Genomic DNA, 16,454 nt, shown 5'->3' on the forward strand with positions numbered 1-16,454 from the left:
GATCGTCTACTGGTACGCCCGCATCGGCCGTGCTGACATCCCCGAGTCGGCCATCGGTGTCACTTCCGCCAGAACAGGTGGTGTGTCACGCCGCTCGGGCTGGGCACGACCTCGAGATGGAACCGGTCGAGCAGCTCATCGCGGGACTCCCAGAGTCGTAGTCCGGACCCGAGTTTCACCGGCGAAACCGCCACATGCATGGTGTCGACGAGGTCCGCGTCGAGGAACTGCCGGATGGTGGTGACCCCACCGCCGAGTCGGATGTCCTTGCCCTGCGCCGCCTCCTGCGCCTGCTTGAGGACCGTGGCCGGGTCGCCGTCGACGAAGTGGAACGTGGGGCCAGCCCGGCTCGTGTCGCCTTGTAGGCGATGAACTGGCCGAGTTGGTGGAACGCCCACGTGTGCAGTGTGACCCGCTGGGGCCGTCGGAGCCGTACCCGGTCGCGGATGCCCGTGAGGTTTTCCAGGGCGATGCCGCAGCCGGTGCGTTCGGCCTCGGTCACGATCTGCTTGGCGATGCGATGGTTGGTGTCGGCCGCGAACCGGGCTTCCTTACGGCGGCGGGCCTTCAACAGCCGCTTGGCCGATTTGGTGCCGATCCGCTGGAGCTTGGCCCGTAACCGCTGGTTTCGATGCCTGACCCGGTTGAGGCCCTTGCCGCAGTGCCGGGTGCCGTCGTTGGTGGTGGCGATGTTCGCGATGCCCAGGTCCACGCCGAGGAACCCGTCAGGCTCCTTCACCTCGACGTCAGGGATGTCGCAGGTGGCGTACAGGTACCACTTGCCGTCACGGTGGACCAGGTCAGACTCACCCCGCCGGTGCGCCACCAGGGTCGCGTACTGCTGCTCGGAGCACCCGAATCGGATGCCGGCCTGCCGCCCCGCGGTGGTCCAGATGGAGACCGTGCGGGAGCGCATCTGCCAGGACAGGCAGCGGTCGTCGAACGGCTGGGAGGCGTCCCGACGGAACCTGATCGGCTTTCCCTCAGCCTTGCGGCGACGTTTCGACCCCGGTTTGCCGAGGTTCCCGGCACGGATGTTGGCGTTCAGGGTGGCGTACGCGCCGGCGACCTTGCGGGCGACGTGGATCGCCGGCTGAGCCGACAACCCCATCGCCTTCAACCGCCCGTACGTGAGCCGCTGCAACCCCTGCTTGCCGAACACCCGCCCCCGGTACGCCTCGCCGGAAACCAGGTTCGCGGCCTCGTTGCACAGGCCGAGCGTGTTCCGCAACGCCGCCTCCTGGCCAGCGTCGGGGAACAGGCGCACCTGCACGACCAGTTTCACGTCCACAATCTATCATTCTTGTCTATGTCACCCCGATGGGCCCCAGACCCCGACGTTCGCCGTGGCCGCAGCGTCGTGCACAACCTGCACGTGCATCTTGTCTTCGTCACCAAGTATCGGCGGGACGTGCTCGATGACGCCATGCTCACCCGGTGCGGGCACATCATGGCCGGCGTGTGCGCCAAGCTCGGTGCGGAACTGCGGGAGTTCAACGGCGAAGACGACCACGTCCACCTCCTCGTCCACTACCCGCCGAAACTACCGATATCGACCCTGGTCAACAGGCTCAAAGGCGTCTCCGCGCACTACCTTCGGCAGGAGTTCACCGGCCGGATCAACCAGCACATCACGCACGGCCACCTGTGGTCACCGTCGTACTACGCCGGATCGTGCGGTGGAGCACCCCTATCCGCCATCCGCGAGTACATCGAAAACCAGAAACGTCCAGGCTCGTGACGCGATTCCTCCCGGCCCTGAAGCGACCGGGATTCCTCGCTAGGCCACGTTGATCGAGTCCTCGATCCCTGCGGGGGACACGCAGGGAGTGTCGGTGACATCTCGTCGGAGTGCCCGCAGCACGTCGAGCTCACGGTCGATGTCTCGACGCTTGGCTTCGAGCCTGGCGACCTCCTGGGTGAGAAGTGCTTCCATGACGCCGGTGCGTTCCTCGGGGGATGCCTCCAGGCAGGGAAGCAGCTCGCCGATGGTGATGCTGCACAAGCCTGCGGCGAGCAGGTGCTGGATCAGCACGACGCGCTCGATCATGCACGGATCGAAGTCTCGCCACCTCCCGCGGTGCGGCTCATCGGCGGCAACCTGGTGGTGCTGCTGCTGGCCGGCTTCGTCGCCTACGGACGACTGGGGCCGTGGCCGATGTGACCGGCTGTTCCGGAGTTGGGGAACACCCTCCGGGTCGGCTACCCGCCATGGCTGCCGTCGCCGCACTACGCCCGGAGGCGGCGGACGAGTTTGCGCAGCCCGGCCTGCCAGCCGTCCGGGTCCTCGGCACGGCGGAGGGCGTACGCGGCGACCTCCGGGTGCGGCAGGATGAGGAATCGCTCCTCGGCGAGGCCGGTGACCACCGAGTCGGCGACCTGGTCCGGGCTGAGCACCGCGCCGGAGGCGGCGATGACCCGGGCCCCGAGGTGCCCGGCGGCCAGCCCCTCGGCCAGCATCGGCGTGTCCACGCCCTGCGGGCACAGCGCACTGACCCGCAGACCCTGGTCCCGGTAGGTGACGGAGAGCCACTCGGCGAAGCCGACGGCGGCGTGCTTCGTCGTCGTGTACGCCGCGTCGCCGACCGCGGTCAGCACGCCCGCCGCCGAGCAAGTGTGCAGCAGGTAGCCGCCGCCCCGGGCCAGCATCGCCGGGAGCACCGCCCGGGCCGCGTAGACGTGGGAGAGCACGTTCACCCGCCACGCGCGGTCCCAGCCGGCGTCGTCGACCTCCACTCCCCCGCTCGTGGTCACGCCCGCGTTCGCGCAGAACAGGTCGATCCTCCCGTACCGCCGCTCGGTGTCGGCGACCAGCGCGCGGACCTGCTCCTCGTCGGTCACGTCCAGGGCGGCGGCGTGGGCGACGGGGCCGACGCCGTCGGCGACCGTGCGGGCCGCGTCGGCGTCGAGGTCGGCCACCACCACGGCGGCCGCGCCCTCGGCGGCGAACCGCCGCGCCAGGGCGGAGCCGATGCCGCCGGCCCCGCCGGTGATCACCACCACCCGGTCGGTGAGGTTCACCGCGGCTCACCCCGCCCCAGGCGCGTGATCAGGTCAGCCAGCGCCGCCGTGCCGCCGGCGGCCACCTCGGGGGTGGGCAGCAGGGCCAGCACCGGCACGTCGATCCCAGCGTCGGCGTAGCGGCGGACCTGCTCACGGCAGTGCTCCGGCGAGCCGTGCAGCACCAGCGCGTCGACCACCTCGTCGGGCACGGCCGCGCCTGCGCCGCGCCGGTCCCCGGCGGCCCAGGCCCGCCACATCGGCCCGAGCGCCTCCTCCCGGCCCAGCCAGCGGTGGAACTCGGCGTACGCGGGAACGGTCAGGTAGCTGGTGATCAGTCGGCGGCCCAGGGCGCGGGCGTGCGAGGCGTCGGTGGTGGGGCAGACGAAGATCCGCGCGACCACCTCGAATCCCGGGCGCCGCTCGCCCACCTCGGCGAGCGCCCGCGGCACGTCGCCGGCGGCGAGCCAGTTCAGGATGACGCCGTCGGCCTCCGCGCCAGCGAGCCGCAGCATGCCCGGGCGCAGCGCGGCGAGCAGCAGCGGCGGAGGCACGGCCGGCGGCCGTTCCAGGCGGAACCGGCGCACGGCGAAGGTGTCGTACGCCTCGTCGACGGTCGCGCCGGACAGCGCCACGCGCAGGAAACGCAGCACGTCCCGGGTGCGCCGGAACGGCTCGTCGAACGGCACGGCGTTCCAGTTCCGCACGACGACCGGCGAGGACGCGCCGATGCCGAGCGCGAACCGGCCGGGCGCGGCCTCGGCGAGCGCGGCGGCGCTCATCGCCAGCAGGCCGGGTCCTCGGGTGAAGACCGGCGTGATCGCGGTGCCCAGGCGCAGCCGCGGCTGCCAGGCGGCGGCGAGCGCCAGCGGGGTGAACGCGTCCGCCCCGGCGACCTCGGAGGACCACACGTCGGTGTAACCGGCCCGGTCGAGAGCGGCGTAGACCGCGGCGTGGTCGGCGAGCGGGATGCCGTCCAGCGGCACCGTCATGCCCCATCGGGTCGTCATCGGTCGATGGTGCCCGCCGGCTGTCACCCGGATCAAGATCCCGCCCCGGTTTCCCGGTAGCCGGGCGGTCGGCGGTGTTACGACTGCGGGATGGGCGCGCGTGACGGCGGGGCGAGCTGACCATGGCCACCCACGAGGCGGGACGCCGGCTGCCCTCGGCCGCCGACCGGCCGACGTTCCTCGAACTCTTCTTCGACCTGGTGTACGTCTTCGCGCTCACCCGCATCTCGGTCCGCTCGTTCGAGGACCTGGCGCTGGAGCCCGGGGGCGCCCGGGGCTGGGGCGCGGTCACCGGCGGCGCCAAGACGCTGCTGCTGCTCCTCGCGCTCTGGGCGGTGTGGCAGGGCACCTCCTGGACGACCAGCCGGTACGACCCGCACCATGCGTGGTTGCAGGCTGTCGTCATCACCGCCCTGGTGGCCAGCATGGTGATGGGGGTGGCGATCACCCGGGCGTTCCGGGAGACCGGGTTGACGTTTGCCGTGGCGTACGTGGCCGCGCAGCTCTCCCGCCCGCTGATCCTGCTGCTCGCCCTGGGCTCGCACCCGTACCGACGGCTGAACCTGCGGATGCTGCTCGTCTACGGCGCGACCGGCACGCTCTGGATCATCGGTGCGTTCGTGCCGACCAATCCGCGGGTGCTGCTGTGGACCACCGCGCTCGCCGCCGAGTACCTGGCCGCCCGGTTCGGCTGGCCGGTGCCGGGGCTGGGTCGCTCGACCGTCTCCCGGTGGGACATCGCTGGTGAGCACCTGGCCGAGCGGTACCAGCAGTTCTTCCTCGTCGCGCTCGGCGAGACGATCCTGGTCGCCGGCCTCGCCTACAGCGAGGGCCCGTCCGGCGTCGGGCACACGTTCGCCTTCGCCCTGGCGCTGGCCACCTCGATCGTGCTGTGGCGGATCTACGTGCAGCGGGCCGGGCAGATCCTCGCCGAGGCCGTCGTGCGGGCCCGGCACCCGGCCAGCATCGGCCGGTCCGCGGCCGACACCCACCTGGTCATGGTGGTCGGGCTGACCGCCACCGCGATCGGTTACAAGCTGGTGATCGAACACCCGCTGGACCGCCCCGAGGCGGCCTGGCTGGCGATGGTGCTCGGCGGGCCGGTGCTCTTCCTCGCCGGCCGAGCCCGGTTCGAGTACGAGGTGTTCAGCCGGGTGTCGCCGTCGCGCTGGATCGCCGCCGTCGTGCTGCTGGTTTTGATGCCGGTGCTGCTGCGCACCGTGTCGCTGGTGGCCGCGGCCGTCGCCGCCGTGCTGCTGGCCGCGGTCGCGGTCGCCGACGCCCGCCGGGCCCGGGGCGCGCCGCCGGAGGCCGCGGCACCGCCCTTCTGAGCACCGGGTGAACCGCCGGAGCCGCCCCGGCAGGAGGGTCGCATCCAGCACCGACGATGGCCGCCGGCCGCGAGCTAACCTCCTCGCATGACCTTCTCGCTCGTCGCCCGCTCCGACGACGGCCGCCTGCACGGCGTCGTCGTGGCCAGCAGGTTCCTGGCCGCCGGCGCGCTGGTCCCGGCCGCCGAGGCCGAGGTCGGCGCGCTCGCCACCCAGGCGCACATCAACCTCGCGTACCGGCCGCAGGGGCTGACGCTGCTGCGCACCGGGGTGGCCGCGGCCAAGGTGGTTGCCGGCCTCGTCGCCGCCGACCCCGACCGGGACCACCGCCAACTCGGCGTGGTCGCCGCCACGGGCGCGGGCGCGACCTGGACGGGCCCGGCCTGCCACCCGTGGGCCGGCGGCCAGGCAGGCGACGGCTGGGCAGCGCAGGGCAACATCCTGGCGGGCCCGCAGGTGATCGACGCGGTGCGGGACGCCTGGCTGGGCGGGGCGGCGCTGCCGTTCCCCGACCGGCTGCTCGCCGCGCTACGCGCCGGGGACCAGGCCGGCGGCGACCGGCGCGGCCGGCAGAGCGCCGGGCTGCTGGTAGTCGAGCGCGGCGGCGGGTACGGCGGCACCAGCGACGTCCTGGTCGACCTGCGGGTCGACGACCACCCCGATCCGGTGACCGAGCTGGGCCGGCTGCTCGGGCTACACACCCTGCTCTTCGGCCGGCCCGATCCGGCCACCCTGCTCGACCTGACCGGGGCGGTGGCGACGGAGGTCGGCGGGCTGCTGGCCGCGCTGGGTCTGCCGGTCGACCCGGACCGGCCGGGAGAGGCGTTCTTCGCCTGGGCCGGGATGGAGAACCTGGAGGAGCGGCTGGTGCCCGGCCGCATCGACCCCGTGGTGCTGGACCACCTGCGCAAGGCGGTGCCGCGGGTGCCCGCGCCGCGCGCGGCGGGCGACCCCCTCGCCACCACCTGACCCGCGTCGCCCGGCGACGACCGTCCCGGAAGGGGCGGACACCCGCGCGGGGAGACCGCGAGCAGCCCGGCCCCCGGCCTCGCCGGTCGCGCGGACGCGGCGGCGGCTCGCGCGGTCGGCGGGAGGAGACCGGTCAGCCGCCGAAGGAGAGCCAGCAGAAGCCGGTGGCGCCCAGGACGGCCCGCTCCCGGGCGGTGAGGTCCGCCCGGCCCGTGGCCTTGCGGATCAGCGTGAGCCGGTCCCAGCCCAGCTCCGCCGGGACGGGCCGCCCGCCGGTGAGCAGGCCGGCGACGATCTCCGCCGCGGTGGGTGTCAGCCACGGCTCCCGGTCCAGCGCCGCCGCCAGGTCCAGGCCGTGCACCCCGACCTCCACGACGCGGGTGCGCAGGAACTCGGCCAGCGCCATCGCGTCGCCGTGGCGGGTGCGCACCACCCGGCCGGGCGGCTGGGCGTCGACGGCGGCCAGGGCGTCCCGCCAGGCCCGGTCGAAGTCGGCCACCAGGGCGGGGCCGTCGAGTTCCCGGGCCTCCCGCCGGCCGCTGTCGATGCGGGCGGCGTCCACCGGCGGGGTGAACTTGGCGGCGCCGTAGTACGCGGCGGCGTCGACCTCGGCGCGGGGCGGGGCCGGCGCGGCGAGCATGTCGACCAGCCGCCCGGCGCCGGTGCGCACGTGGGCCAGCAGCTCCCGCACGGTCCAGGGGCGGCAGTCGGTGGGGCGGTCGAGATCCGCCTCGTCGACGCCGCGCAGCACCTCGCCGAGCCGCGCGCACTCGTCCCGGAAGGCCGCCCGTACCCGCTCCACCGGTCCTCCCCCGTCCGCGTCTGCCGCCCCGACCCTCTCACACCGCCGATCGGCGGCGGCGTGGCCGTTTCGGCGGTCGCCGGGCGGGTACGCGCGGCCGGGTCGAGGAGAGGAGCGCCACCGATGGCCGGGATCATGATCCGCAGCACCGCGTTCAACGACCACGACGTGTTGCCGACCCGCTTCTCCCGCGAGGGAGGCAACGTCTCACCGCCGTTGGAGTGGTCGCAGGTGCCGGAGTCCGCGACCGAGTTGGTCCTCTTCGTCGAGGACCCCGACGCCGGGAAGACCCCGTTCCTGCACTGGCTGGTGACGGGCATCGCGCCGACCGCCGCCGGGGTGCCCGAGGGCGGGGTGCCCCTGGGCGGCCGGGAGTGGCCCAACGACTTCGGCACGACCGGGTGGGGCGGGCCGCACCCGCCGCAGGGCGACGATCCCCACCGGTACTTCTTCCGGCTCTACGCGCTGGACCGGCCGCTGGAACTGCCCGACACGCCACACGCCGACGACGTGCACCGCACGCTCGTACAGCGGGACATCGCGAGCGCGACGATGGTGGGCACCTACTCCCGCTGACGCGGGCGCGACGCCTGCCGGGAGGCGGTAAGCCGGGGCCAACCCTGTGCCTGGAGGCAGCAGGGCCGCTTCAGCCCTACCGGGAGGCGGCGAGCCCGGCTCAGCCCTTGACGCGGGGCACCAGGCGGTGGACGGCGGCGAGCACCAGCGCCATCACCATGCCCATCGTTCCGGCGATGCCCGCGGCGCTGCCGGCGTACCCGACGAACAGCGGTCGGCGGGCCAACTCGTCGGGCGGGGTGGCGCGCAGGTCGAGCAGCCAGGCCAGGGCGAGCCCGCAGGCGACCGCCGCCAGCGCGCCGCCCACGCCGAGCACCGTGGCGGCGACCCGGTGTGCGTCGGCCGACTCCACCTGCGCCTGTTCGCGCTGCGTGACCACCAGCAGCAGCCCGGCCAGCGCCGCCCACACCCCGACCACCAGGAACGCCGCCACCGCGTCGCTGGGCCGGTGCCAGCCGGCGGAGAGGGTGGCGACCCCGGCGACCGCGGCGTAGCCGGCCCCGAGGAAGGCGCCGAGCGCCCGCACCTTGCGCGGCAGCACGAGCACCAGCGCCACCGCGACCGACGCGGCGACGGTGGCGTGCCCGCTGGGCAGGCTGTTGCCGGCGTAGATCCGCTCCGGGTCGATGCCGAAGTCCGGCCGGGCCAGTGCGTACTTGAGCAGCTGGGTGGTGCCGTTCGCGCCGGCGATCAGCAGGGTGGCCGTGACGGCGAGCGCGATGCGGCCCCGGATCAGCGCGATGAAGCCGATCACCGCGGTCGCCGCCAGCAGCGACACGACCGACATGGCGTTGAGGATCCGGTCCACCGGGCCGTCGATGCGGTCCTGACCGATCCGGTTGCCGGTCAGTGCGACGGTGTCGACCCACTGGCCCGCCTCGATGTGCAGGGCGACCCGCCACACGGCCAGGAAGGCAGCCGCCTGAACGATCGCCAGGACGACCAACCAGACTGCGGTCCAACCCCTCGGCGTCGCTCGCACCCGCACACCGTAGCGGCCAGCCCGCCCCGGCCACCCGCTGGCCTGCCCACCACTGACGGATAGGTTGGGGGCGGACGTGAGGAGGTGGCGGGTGGTCAGCACACCGGAGCGCGGGACGACCTCGGCGGACCGGCCGGAGAGCCTCGCCGACCTGCTCGGTGGGCGTCGGGGCGCGGTCGACGCCACCCTGCCGCCGGTGGCGTTCGCGGTCGGTTGGCTGGTCGGCGGCCACTCGCTGTGGGCCGGGGTCGGCGCGGCGGTCGTCACGGGCGCGGCGCTGGCCGGCTGGCGGTTACGGCGGGGCGACCGACCGCGCTCGGTGCTGGTCGGGCTGTTGGCGGTCTGCGTGGCCGCGCTGGTCGCGTTGCGCACCGGACGCGCCGAGGACTTCTTCCTCGTCCAACTGCTCTCCAACGCGGCGAGCGCGCTGGCCTGGGTCGTCAGCATCGCGGTGCGCTGGCCGCTGCTCGGGGTGGTGGTGGGCGTCGCGCTCGGGCAGCGCAGCCGGTGGCGGCACGATCCGGCGCTGCTGCGCGCGTACGGCCGGGGCAGTTGGGTGTGGGCGGCGACCTACGTGCTGCGGGTGCTCGTGTTCCTGCCGCTGTGGCTCGGCGGCCAGGTGGTCGCGCTGACGGTCGCCCGGGTGGCGATGACCTGGCCGCTGGTGGCGACCGCGCTGGCGGTGAGCTGGGTGGTGGTGCGCCGATCGCTGCCGGCGGGTCACCCGGGGCTGCGGCATCCGGTCGTTCCGGCCGTCGTGGTCGCGGCGGAGAAGTGAGGGAGAGGCCGCCACGGGGGGAGCGGCCTCTCCGGTGACGTACGTTACTCCGTCGCGGTCCCGCGCGTGATCCCGTGACGGCCTGTTTTTGCGGGCTTTTTCGCGCCCGTTGCGTATCCGGGTGGTGGGGTGGATCGATCCGTTCCGCCGCGTCGGTCGGAGGGCCGGCCCACCGCCCCGCCCCTTCAGGTGGAGTGACGGTTGGTCAGTCCGACTGCTGGCGGGCGGCATAGGCCCGCACCTTGGCCCGGTTGCCGCATCTGGCCATGCTGCACCAGCGACGCCGGCCCCGCCGGTCGAGGAAGAGCCATCCGCAGTCGACGGCCGGGCAGGCGCGTACCTCGGTGCGGGCCGGGGTGGTGAGCAGGTCGGCGGCGGCCCGGGCAGCGGCCAGCAGCGGCAGCAGCAGACCGACGTCGTCGGGCAGCGTCCAGTGGGCGAGTCCGTCCTGGTCCGATTCCAGCACTGCCACGGCGGCGGCCCGCTGTGCCTGCTCGGCGACGTGCCGGAAGGCCGCGGTGTCGCATGGGTCGAGCAGGACGTCGTGCAGCGCGGTGCGCAGCAGCCGGGTCGCCACCAGTACGTCGTGTGCGGCGGCCGGGTGGCGGCGACCGTGTTCCCGGAGTCGACCGACGGTGGTCGGGGTGAGTAGCTGGACGTGCCCGGTCCACACCGCCAGGCGGTCGTAGTCGCGAAGCCACTCCCGTTCCGGGCTGGGTGGTGCCGCCCAGCCGGCCCAGGTGTTGCAGAGCTCCAGGGCGGGATGCCCGCCGACCGGGGCGGGCATCGGATAGCCCTCGACGTTCACCCAGTGCATGTCGACAGTGTGCCTTGACTCGGCGCAGTTAACCAGTACTGTCAGCAACACCGGTTAGCTGACATTTACTGGTTAGGTGATGACATGCGCCTGGGAAAGATCGTCAGTCGGTCTCTGCTCGGAATGCTGATGGTGTCCACGGCCCTCGTGACCGCTCCCGCCGGCCCGGTGGCCGCTCGGGACATCGGATCCCAGGTGACCGTGTCCGGTTGGCGAGGCTGGGCCGGCAACCGCCCCGAGCCCTGGCGTCCGTCGATCCAGGAGGAATGGACCGGGCCGGCCGGCCGCTACTGCTCGTTTCCGCTCCACGTCCGCGTCGTCTCCCAGGACGTACGGGTCCGGGTGCTCGCCCGGTATGGCACCGGGGCCGTCCGACGTGAGGAGTACGCCGGCCCGCTGACCGTGGACTTCGTCAACACCGACACCGGGAAAGCCGTACGCCGGGACGCGGGCGGCTCCGGGCTGCTCGAATACCGCCCGGACGGCGGGTGGCTGCGGTACACCATCGTCGGGCCGGCGGGGTTCGGCTTCCGGTTGGGAGACCGCTACCCACGTGGCTACTACATCCTCGACGGGCTGCATGTCATCTCGATCGATCCGGCCGGCACCCGTCGTCTGACGCTGGGGATCGGCCGACAGGACAACGTCTGCGTCGCTCTCGGTGACCCGCCCGCCTGACCACGGCGACCCGGTGAAGGTGGTGGGTGGGGATGGCCGACGTGCAGCTCTGCGTACTCGGGCCACTGACCGCACACCGCGGCGGGGCGGAAGTGGCGCTCGGTGGCCGGCGGCAGCGCATGGTGCTCGCCACGTTGCTGGCGGCCCGGGGTCGGATGCTGCCCGCCGAGCGGCTGCGGGACCTGGTTTGGAGCGACGGTGGGCGTACGGCCGGCCCGGCGACCCTGCACGGTTACGTGGCCGGACTGCGGCGGGCGCTCGAACCGGACCGACCACCGCGCTCACCGAGTACGGTGCTGCTCCGGGAAGGCCCCGGGTACGCCGTCCGGGTGCCGGCTGAGCAGGTCGACGCGGAACGGTTCACCGCGCTGGTCGCGCACGGCGTAACGATGCTGGAACGGGGGCAACCCGCTGCGGCCGTCACGACCCTGACCGGCGCGCTCGGGTTGTGGCGCGGCCCGGCGTACGCCGATCTGGCGGAGGCGCCGTTCGTGCTGCCGGAGATCGCCCGCCTCGACGGGTTGCGGGCCGCTGCCGCCGAGTCACGGCTGACCGCCGTGCTGGCGCTGGGCCGGCACGCCGAGGTACTTGGTGAGCTGGAGGCCCTTGTGCTCGAACAGCCGTTGCGGGAGCGCGGCTGGGAGTTGCTGGCGATCGCGCTGTACCGGGCTGGTCGGCAGGGCGACGCGTTGACCGTGGTGCGCCGGGCCCGGACCCGACTCGCCCGGGACCTCGGTGTCGACCCCGGGGCCGGACTGCTTCGCTTGGAAGCGGCGATCCTCGGTCAGGACACCTCCCTCGACCTTCCGGCCGGCCGGGCCGCACCGCTGGGGGTGCCTTACGGCAGCGGCCGGCCGTGGTGGGCACCTCGCACCGCCGAGGATCCCAGTGGGATCCAAGCGGACCGTGGCACCGTCGACCACACGACCATCCACTGTGAGGGGAGACGCCATGCGTGGGCTGCGACCGATGACCACGACCGAACCGGAGTTCGAGGTCAACGTCAAGAACAACTACGTCGACTGCGTCGATCTGTCGAAGGGACGTACCCGGCAGCGGCTTCCCCTGCCAGACGGAGCCGCGTCCGCCGAGCCGGCCGCGGCGCACCGAGACCGGTCACCGTCCCGATTGCCGGAGTCCCGGTGACCCGGACGGCCGAGCCGGCCGGGCTCCCTCCGCAGTGGCGGGCCTGGACGGCCGAGAACCTGGCCCTCGGTGTGCCGGCAGGGGAGGTCCGGGAGGCACTGCTGGCGGCGGGGCTGTCCGGATCGGCGGTCGACGAGGAACTGACCCGTGCGCCCGACCACCCGTACTTCCAGGCCTGCCTGCGGCTGGCCCGGGAGTACGCCTGGCTGGAGTCGCTCCTGGACTTCTACAGCGATCTCCGCTCGGCGCAGCTGGCCGGCGGGCTGGAGCGCCGGGTCGGCCTCTCCGCTGTTGAGTTTTTCGACCGGTACTACTTTGCCAACCGACCGGTGATCCTGGCCGGGGCGATCGACGACTGGCCGGCCCGACAGCAGTGGTCGCCGACCAGCCTGCGGGACCGACTGGGTGAGGTCGAGGTCGAGGTGATGACCGGACGGGACAGCAACCCGGAGCATGGCTGGCAGCACGACGCACACCGGACGCGAATGGCGTTCGCCGACTACCTCACCATGGTCGAGACGGGTGGGGAGACCAACGACTACTACATGGTCGCGCGCAACGACAACTGGCAGCACGGTCTCAAACCGCTGACCCAGGACATCAAGCCGGTGCCCGGCATCATCGATCCGGCTCTGCTGCCGGAGACGGTGACCCTGCTGCTGGGGCCGGCCGGCACGGTCACCGCACTGCACCACGACAACATGAACATCCTGCTGTGCCAGGTGATGGGCCGCAAACACGTCCGCCTCGTGCCGTCGTACCAGCGTCCCCGGGTGTATCCCCGGGGCGGGACGTACAGCCACGTCGACGCCGCGCGGCCCGACCTCGACCAGCACCCGTTGTACGGGCAGGCCACCGTCCTGGAAGGGGTGCTGGAGCCGGGCGACGCACTGCTGGTGCCGGCCGGATGGTGGCACTGGGTACGGGCACTGGACATCAGCGCCACGGTGAGCCTGCACCACTTCCAGGTGCCCTCGGGCAACCACTATCTACACCCACCGCTGGTGCGTACCGGCCCCTGACGGAGGGACGGATGGTGTCGGGGGCACCCGGTACCGGCGCCCCCGACACCCACTAACCTTTGTCCTTCTCCGGTGGGGGATCCGGGATCTCGTCCATGGCCAGGCCGGGTGGACCGGTTGGTGGTGGGTCGCGTACGTCGGCGCTGTACCGCACGTTCGGCAGTTCGTCGGCGCGCGGCGCCAAGCCAGCGGTGAGGGCGGTGGCGGCCACCATCGTGACGATCAACAACCTCCGCATGCGTCACCTCCTCTCCTCGTTGCCGGGCGGACACCGCCAGGCGGGGGTGCCCAACGGGCAGCATCCGCCGGTCCACTGGGATCCGGCTGGGAGCGGAGCTGGGGAAGGGTGCGCCGCCGGCGACGTGACACGAGGCCCGAGGTCACCCGCGTCACGCCGTCCGCCGTCGTCAGCGCGGTAGGGCCTGCTGCAGTTCCGCCCGCAGCGCCGGGGTGAGCATCTCCCCCGCCTGCTTGGCCAGCCGCGCCATCTCGTAGCCGACCACGCCGATGTCGGCGTCCGCGCCGGCCAGCGTGGCCAGGATCGACCCGTCGCGCACCTGCATGACCAGGAAGTAGCCGCGCCCCATCTCGACGACCGTCTGCTTGACTACGTCGCCGTCGAACATCTGGGCGGCGCCCGCGGTGATGCTCATCAGCCCCGACGTCACCGCGGCGAGCTTGTCGGCGTTGTCCCGGGGCAGATGGTCGGAGATCGCGACCAGCAGGCCGTCGGAGGAGACCACGATGGCGTGCGCCACTCCCGGCACCCGCTGTGTGAATCCGCTGACCAGCCAGCTCAGGTCGCGGGCCTCCTGGCTCAACGTCGTCATCGATCTCCTCCTTCGGGGCGCACGCCGCCGGGCGGCATGAATATCTCGGTGGTGTCCTCGGCTTCGGCCCGCCGGACGCCGCTGTAGAGCCGGGACAGCATGCCGCCGACCGCCTCCGGGTCCGGGTCGTGGCGTGCCGCCGGCTGTTGCGGCCGCGTCGGCTGGGTGACGGCGGAGAGCTGGGCCATCGGCACCCGTACGGGCAGCCCGCGGGCGTTGGTCCCGCCGGTCACCGGGACGACGGGCGGGGTGGGCGAGGTCTCCCGCGCCGGGGCCGACGCCGGGCCCTGGCGGGACCACCAGCCTCCGCCCGTGGGCGGCCCGGCCGCTGGCGCGGGCACCTCCTCGGCCCGCACCGGCCGGGTCTGGTGGGGCACGGCGGCCTCCGGGCGCCGGCCGGCCACCGGCATCTCGTCGGGCGACGGCGCGCCGGCCCAGGCGACCGCGGAGGTCAGCATCCGCGCCGGGGCGGACGCGCCCGGTTCCGTCGCCGGCGCCGGGGCCAGCAGGTCACTGGGCAGCCTGATCCGGGCGACGAGGCCGGCGGTCGCGCCGCCGTGCAGCCGCACGTCGACGCCGAGCCGCGCGGCGAGGTGGCTGACCACGAACAGGCCCATCCGCTCGACGGTCGCGACGTCGGCCGCCGGTGGCGTGGCGAGGACGGTGTTGGCGTCGGCCAGGGCGGCCGGGCTCATGCCGAGGCCCTCGTCGGCGATCTCGACGACCGCGCCGGTGCCCTCGGCCCGGGCGGTGACGGCGACGACCGTGTCGGGGCGGGAGAACGAGGTGGCGTTCTCCAGCAGCTCGGCGAGGACGTGGACCAGCTCACCGACGGCGTGGCCGACGACGTGCAGGTCGGCCACCGCCTCGTGCCGCACCCGCTGGTACTGCTCGATCTCGGCGCTGGCCGCCAGCAGCACCGCGCCGAGCCCCACCGGCCGGTTCCACCGGCGGGTCGACTCGGTCCCGGCCAGCACCAGCAGGCTGTCGTCGTTGCGCCGCATGCGGGCGGCCAGGTGGTCGAGCTTGAACAGGTTCTCCAGCTGGTCCGGATCGCTCTCCTCGCGTTCCAGGTCGTCCAGCAGCTCCAGCTGGCGCTCGACCAGCACCTGGCTGCGCCGCGCGAGGTTGACGAACATCGCGTTGACGTTGCGCCGCGTGGTGGCCTGCTCCACGGCGACGCTGACCGCGCTGCGGTGCACCGCGACGAACGCCTCGGCCAGCTCGCCGATCTCGTCGAGCGAGCGGACCACCGCCGGCGGGACCTCGATCGTGGGGACGCCGCCGGTCACGGTGCGCAGCCGGTCCAGGGCCTCCGGCAGCTCGAGCTGCGCGATCCGCAGGGCCTGGCCGCGCAGCAGCCGCATGGACCGGGCGATGGACCGGCCGACCAGGACGGAGATGAGCAGGGCCACCAGCAGCACCGCGACGACCACGCCGACGACCAGCAGCGTCGTGCGCAGCTGCGCGGCGCTCACCTCGTCGGCCTGTCGTACGGCGTCGTCGAGCACCGACGCCTCGACCCCGCGCAGCAGCTCCTGGCGCTGCTCGCTGGCCGCCCACCACTGTGGAGCGGGCAGCACGGCCGGCTGGACTCCGCCCGTCGGCAGGCTCTGCTCCTCCAGCCGGGTGGCGGCCAGGAACGCCGGGTCCACGGAGGTCTCGTCGTAGCGGCCGATCTGCGCGGCCGTCGCGGCCACCCGGAACGCGCCCAGCGCGGTGAGCTGCTGGGCCCGCAGGTCGGTCAGGACCACCTGGTCCTCCACGCCGTACCGGCCGGACCGGGCGGCCTCGTAGAGCTGGGCGCGGACCCGGGAGGACAGCTCCTTGACGCGGGCGAGCTGGACGTAGCGCAGCACCGCGTCGCTGAGGGCGGGCTGGTCCTCGCCGGGAGACGGCTCGGCGAGGAGGCTGAGCAGCGCGTCGACGGCGCGGTGGTAGTTGCTGAGGATGGTGTCGCTGCCCAGCACCGCCGGGGGGATCGCGGCCCGGATGTAGACGACCTGCTGGTAGGCCTCCAGCGCCTCGGAGTAGGCGACCCGCCAGGACGCGTCGGCGTCGGCCAGCGGCTCGGCCGCGCGGCGCAGCTCGCGCAGCGCCTGGTCGGTGGCGCTCTGCAACGGTTTCAGCGCGACGATGGCCGCGTCCCGGTCGGCGCTCGCGCCGCTGCGCCGCAGCTCGCCCAGCTCACCGGCGGCCCGGTCCCGCTCCTGCTGGAGCTGGTGGACCACGGCGGTGATCTGCCGGCCGATGCCCACCTGCCGGGCGAAGTCGCCGAGCGCGGTGGTCTGCCCGACCAGGGCGTGGGTCTGCACGCCGGCCAGCACCAGGAACGCCACCGAGGGGATGACCAGCACGGTGGCGAGCTTGGTGCGCATCCGCCAGTCCCGCATCCGGAACGGCGAACGGCGCCGGTGCGGGACGACCCGGACGTCGAACCGGCGCCGGCGGTGGTGCGGCACCTCGCCCCGTGCCGGGCCCGGACCTGCGCCCACACCTGCCTCCTACGTCCC

Annotated in this window: 19 protein-coding genes; 8 read left to right on the top strand and 11 right to left on the bottom strand. The window is 73.5% G+C overall.

The genetic code is table 11. The features are described from left to right. Positions 1 to 59 precede the first annotated feature (59 nt). Positions 60 to 263: a dihydrofolate reductase family protein gene (locus ABT006_RS27745; protein WP_350711205.1), complete on the bottom strand. Its 204-nt coding sequence runs from the start codon at positions 261 to 263 to the stop codon at positions 60 to 62. Next, complete coding sequence (locus ABT006_RS27750) at positions 176 to 1,291, bottom strand: RNA-guided endonuclease InsQ/TnpB family protein (RefSeq protein ID WP_502891034.1); 1,116 nt, start codon at positions 1,289 to 1,291, stop codon at positions 176 to 178. The genes ABT006_RS27745 and ABT006_RS27750 overlap by 88 nt, the downstream gene beginning before the upstream one ends. Before the next feature lie 18 nt (positions 1,292 to 1,309). On the opposite strand from ABT006_RS27750, the gene tnpA reads away from it, so the two are divergent. Continuing rightward, complete coding sequence (gene tnpA / locus ABT006_RS27755; RefSeq protein WP_350711095.1) at positions 1,310 to 1,741, top strand: IS200/IS605 family transposase; 432 nt, start codon at positions 1,310 to 1,312, stop codon at positions 1,739 to 1,741. A 39-nt stretch (positions 1,742 to 1,780) separates the two neighbouring features. On the opposite strand, the gene ABT006_RS27760 is transcribed toward tnpA, so the two are convergent. After that, the gene (locus ABT006_RS27760) at positions 1,781 to 2,035 is read right to left on the bottom strand and encodes a MerR family transcriptional regulator (protein WP_350711097.1); all 255 of its coding nucleotides are present in this window, start codon (positions 2,033 to 2,035) and stop codon (positions 1,781 to 1,783) included. Here ABT006_RS27760 and ABT006_RS27765 point away from each other — a divergent pair. Further along, complete coding sequence (locus tag ABT006_RS27765) at positions 2,021 to 2,164, top strand: hypothetical protein (RefSeq protein WP_350711098.1); 144 nt, start codon at positions 2,021 to 2,023, stop codon at positions 2,162 to 2,164. The two genes, ABT006_RS27760 and ABT006_RS27765, sit on opposite strands and share 15 nt — an antisense overlap. Before the next feature lie 65 nt (positions 2,165 to 2,229). On the opposite strand, the gene ABT006_RS27770 is transcribed toward ABT006_RS27765, so the two are convergent. Together ABT006_RS27770 and ABT006_RS27775 are read right to left on the bottom strand one after the other, a co-directional pair. Next, entirely contained in the window at positions 2,230 to 3,021 is a 792-nt protein-coding gene (locus ABT006_RS27770) for an SDR family oxidoreductase (protein ID WP_350711100.1), read from the bottom strand. Continuing rightward, positions 3,018 to 3,992, bottom strand: a complete 975-nt coding sequence (locus ABT006_RS27775; protein WP_350711207.1) for an LLM class F420-dependent oxidoreductase — start codon at positions 3,990 to 3,992, stop codon at positions 3,018 to 3,020. Before ABT006_RS27775 ends, ABT006_RS27770 begins: the two co-directional genes overlap by 4 nt. Before the next feature lie 140 nt (positions 3,993 to 4,132). Here ABT006_RS27775 and ABT006_RS27780 point away from each other — a divergent pair, with 140 nt between their 5' ends. Both ABT006_RS27780 and ABT006_RS27785 read left to right on the top strand, forming a co-directional pair. Then, positions 4,133 to 5,341 (top strand): low temperature requirement protein A, encoded by a 1,209-nt coding sequence (locus ABT006_RS27780; RefSeq protein ID WP_350711102.1) that lies wholly within the window; start codon positions 4,133 to 4,135, stop codon positions 5,339 to 5,341. 87 nt (positions 5,342 to 5,428) lie between these two features. Then, entirely contained in the window at positions 5,429 to 6,310 is an 882-nt protein-coding gene (locus tag ABT006_RS27785; protein ID WP_350711104.1) for a DUF1028 domain-containing protein, read from the top strand. A 133-nt stretch (positions 6,311 to 6,443) separates the two neighbouring features. Here the strand turns inward: ABT006_RS27785 and ABT006_RS27790 are convergent, their stop codons facing one another. Beyond that, on the bottom strand, positions 6,444 to 7,112 hold the full coding sequence (locus tag ABT006_RS27790) for a maleylpyruvate isomerase N-terminal domain-containing protein (RefSeq protein ID WP_350711106.1): 669 nt from the start codon (positions 7,110 to 7,112) through the stop codon (positions 6,444 to 6,446). 123 nt (positions 7,113 to 7,235) lie between these two features. Here ABT006_RS27790 and ABT006_RS27795 point away from each other — a divergent pair, with 123 nt between their 5' ends. After that, entirely contained in the window at positions 7,236 to 7,688 is a 453-nt protein-coding gene (locus ABT006_RS27795) for a YbhB/YbcL family Raf kinase inhibitor-like protein (protein ID WP_350711107.1), read from the top strand. Between the two features lie 100 nt (positions 7,689 to 7,788). On the opposite strand, the gene ABT006_RS27800 is transcribed toward ABT006_RS27795, so the two are convergent. Then, on the bottom strand, positions 7,789 to 8,676 hold the full coding sequence (locus tag ABT006_RS27800; protein ID WP_350711109.1) for a phosphatase PAP2 family protein: 888 nt from the start codon (positions 8,674 to 8,676) through the stop codon (positions 7,789 to 7,791). Positions 8,677 to 8,761: 85 nt separating this feature from the next. Here ABT006_RS27800 and ABT006_RS27805 point away from each other — a divergent pair, with 85 nt between their 5' ends. After that, positions 8,762 to 9,448, top strand: coding sequence for a DUF3159 domain-containing protein (locus tag ABT006_RS27805; RefSeq protein WP_350711111.1), 687 nt, complete (start codon positions 8,762 to 8,764; stop codon positions 9,446 to 9,448). A gap of 205 nt (positions 9,449 to 9,653) precedes the next feature. Here ABT006_RS27805 and ABT006_RS27810 read toward each other — a convergent pair whose 3' ends face one another. Then, positions 9,654 to 10,265 carry a CGNR zinc finger domain-containing protein gene (locus ABT006_RS27810; RefSeq protein WP_350711113.1) on the bottom strand — a complete coding sequence of 204 codons (612 nt, stop codon included), beginning with the start codon at positions 10,263 to 10,265 and terminating at the stop codon, positions 9,654 to 9,656. A gap of 84 nt (positions 10,266 to 10,349) precedes the next feature. On the opposite strand from ABT006_RS27810, the gene ABT006_RS27815 reads away from it, so the two are divergent. Beyond that, a complete protein-coding gene (locus tag ABT006_RS27815; protein WP_350711115.1) occupies positions 10,350 to 10,943 on the top strand; it encodes a hypothetical protein in 594 nt (197 codons plus the stop codon). Positions 10,944 to 10,975: 32 nt separating this feature from the next. Next, on the top strand, positions 10,976 to 13,111 hold the full coding sequence (locus ABT006_RS27820; protein ID WP_350711117.1) for a cupin-like domain-containing protein: 2,136 nt from the start codon (positions 10,976 to 10,978) through the stop codon (positions 13,109 to 13,111). A gap of 52 nt (positions 13,112 to 13,163) precedes the next feature. Here ABT006_RS27820 and ABT006_RS27825 read toward each other — a convergent pair whose 3' ends face one another. The 3 genes from ABT006_RS27825 to ABT006_RS27835 form a co-directional block, all read right to left on the bottom strand. Continuing rightward, positions 13,164 to 13,349: a hypothetical protein gene (locus ABT006_RS27825; protein ID WP_350711118.1), complete on the bottom strand. Its 186-nt coding sequence runs from the start codon at positions 13,347 to 13,349 to the stop codon at positions 13,164 to 13,166. Between the two features lie 169 nt (positions 13,350 to 13,518). Next, a complete protein-coding gene (locus tag ABT006_RS27830; RefSeq protein ID WP_393268154.1) occupies positions 13,519 to 13,941 on the bottom strand; it encodes a roadblock/LC7 domain-containing protein in 423 nt (140 codons plus the stop codon). After that, a complete protein-coding gene (locus ABT006_RS27835; protein ID WP_350711120.1) occupies positions 13,938 to 16,436 on the bottom strand; it encodes a sensor histidine kinase in 2,499 nt (832 codons plus the stop codon). The genes ABT006_RS27830 and ABT006_RS27835 overlap by 4 nt, the downstream gene beginning before the upstream one ends. Between the last annotated feature and the right edge of the window lie 18 nt (positions 16,437 to 16,454).

The sequence above is a fragment of the Micromonospora sp. NPDC002717 genome, assembly GCF_040295705.1.
Classification (GTDB): domain Bacteria; phylum Actinomycetota; class Actinomycetes; order Mycobacteriales; family Micromonosporaceae; genus Micromonospora.

Coding starts and splice junctions, on each gene's coding strand:
- ABT006_RS27775 (WP_350711207.1), bottom strand. CDS start 3,992: ATGACGGTGCCGCTGGACGGCATCCCGCTCGCCGACCACGCCGCGGTC.
- ABT006_RS27825 (WP_350711118.1), bottom strand. CDS start 13,349: ATGCGGAGGTTGTTGATCGTCACGATGGTGGCCGCCACCGCCCTCACC.
- ABT006_RS27830 (WP_393268154.1), bottom strand. CDS start 13,941: ATGACGACGTTGAGCCAGGAGGCCCGCGACCTGAGCTGGCTGGTCAGC.
- ABT006_RS27810 (WP_350711113.1), bottom strand. CDS start 10,265: ATGCACTGGGTGAACGTCGAGGGCTATCCGATGCCCGCCCCGGTCGGC.
- ABT006_RS27815 (WP_350711115.1), top strand. CDS start 10,350: ATGCGCCTGGGAAAGATCGTCAGTCGGTCTCTGCTCGGAATGCTGATG.
- tnpA (WP_350711095.1), top strand. CDS start 1,310: ATGTCACCCCGATGGGCCCCAGACCCCGACGTTCGCCGTGGCCGCAGC.
- ABT006_RS27820 (WP_350711117.1), top strand. CDS start 10,976: ATGGCCGACGTGCAGCTCTGCGTACTCGGGCCACTGACCGCACACCGC.
- ABT006_RS27780 (WP_350711102.1), top strand. CDS start 4,133: ATGGCCACCCACGAGGCGGGACGCCGGCTGCCCTCGGCCGCCGACCGG.
- ABT006_RS27785 (WP_350711104.1), top strand. CDS start 5,429: ATGACCTTCTCGCTCGTCGCCCGCTCCGACGACGGCCGCCTGCACGGC.
- ABT006_RS27795 (WP_350711107.1), top strand. CDS start 7,236: ATGGCCGGGATCATGATCCGCAGCACCGCGTTCAACGACCACGACGTG.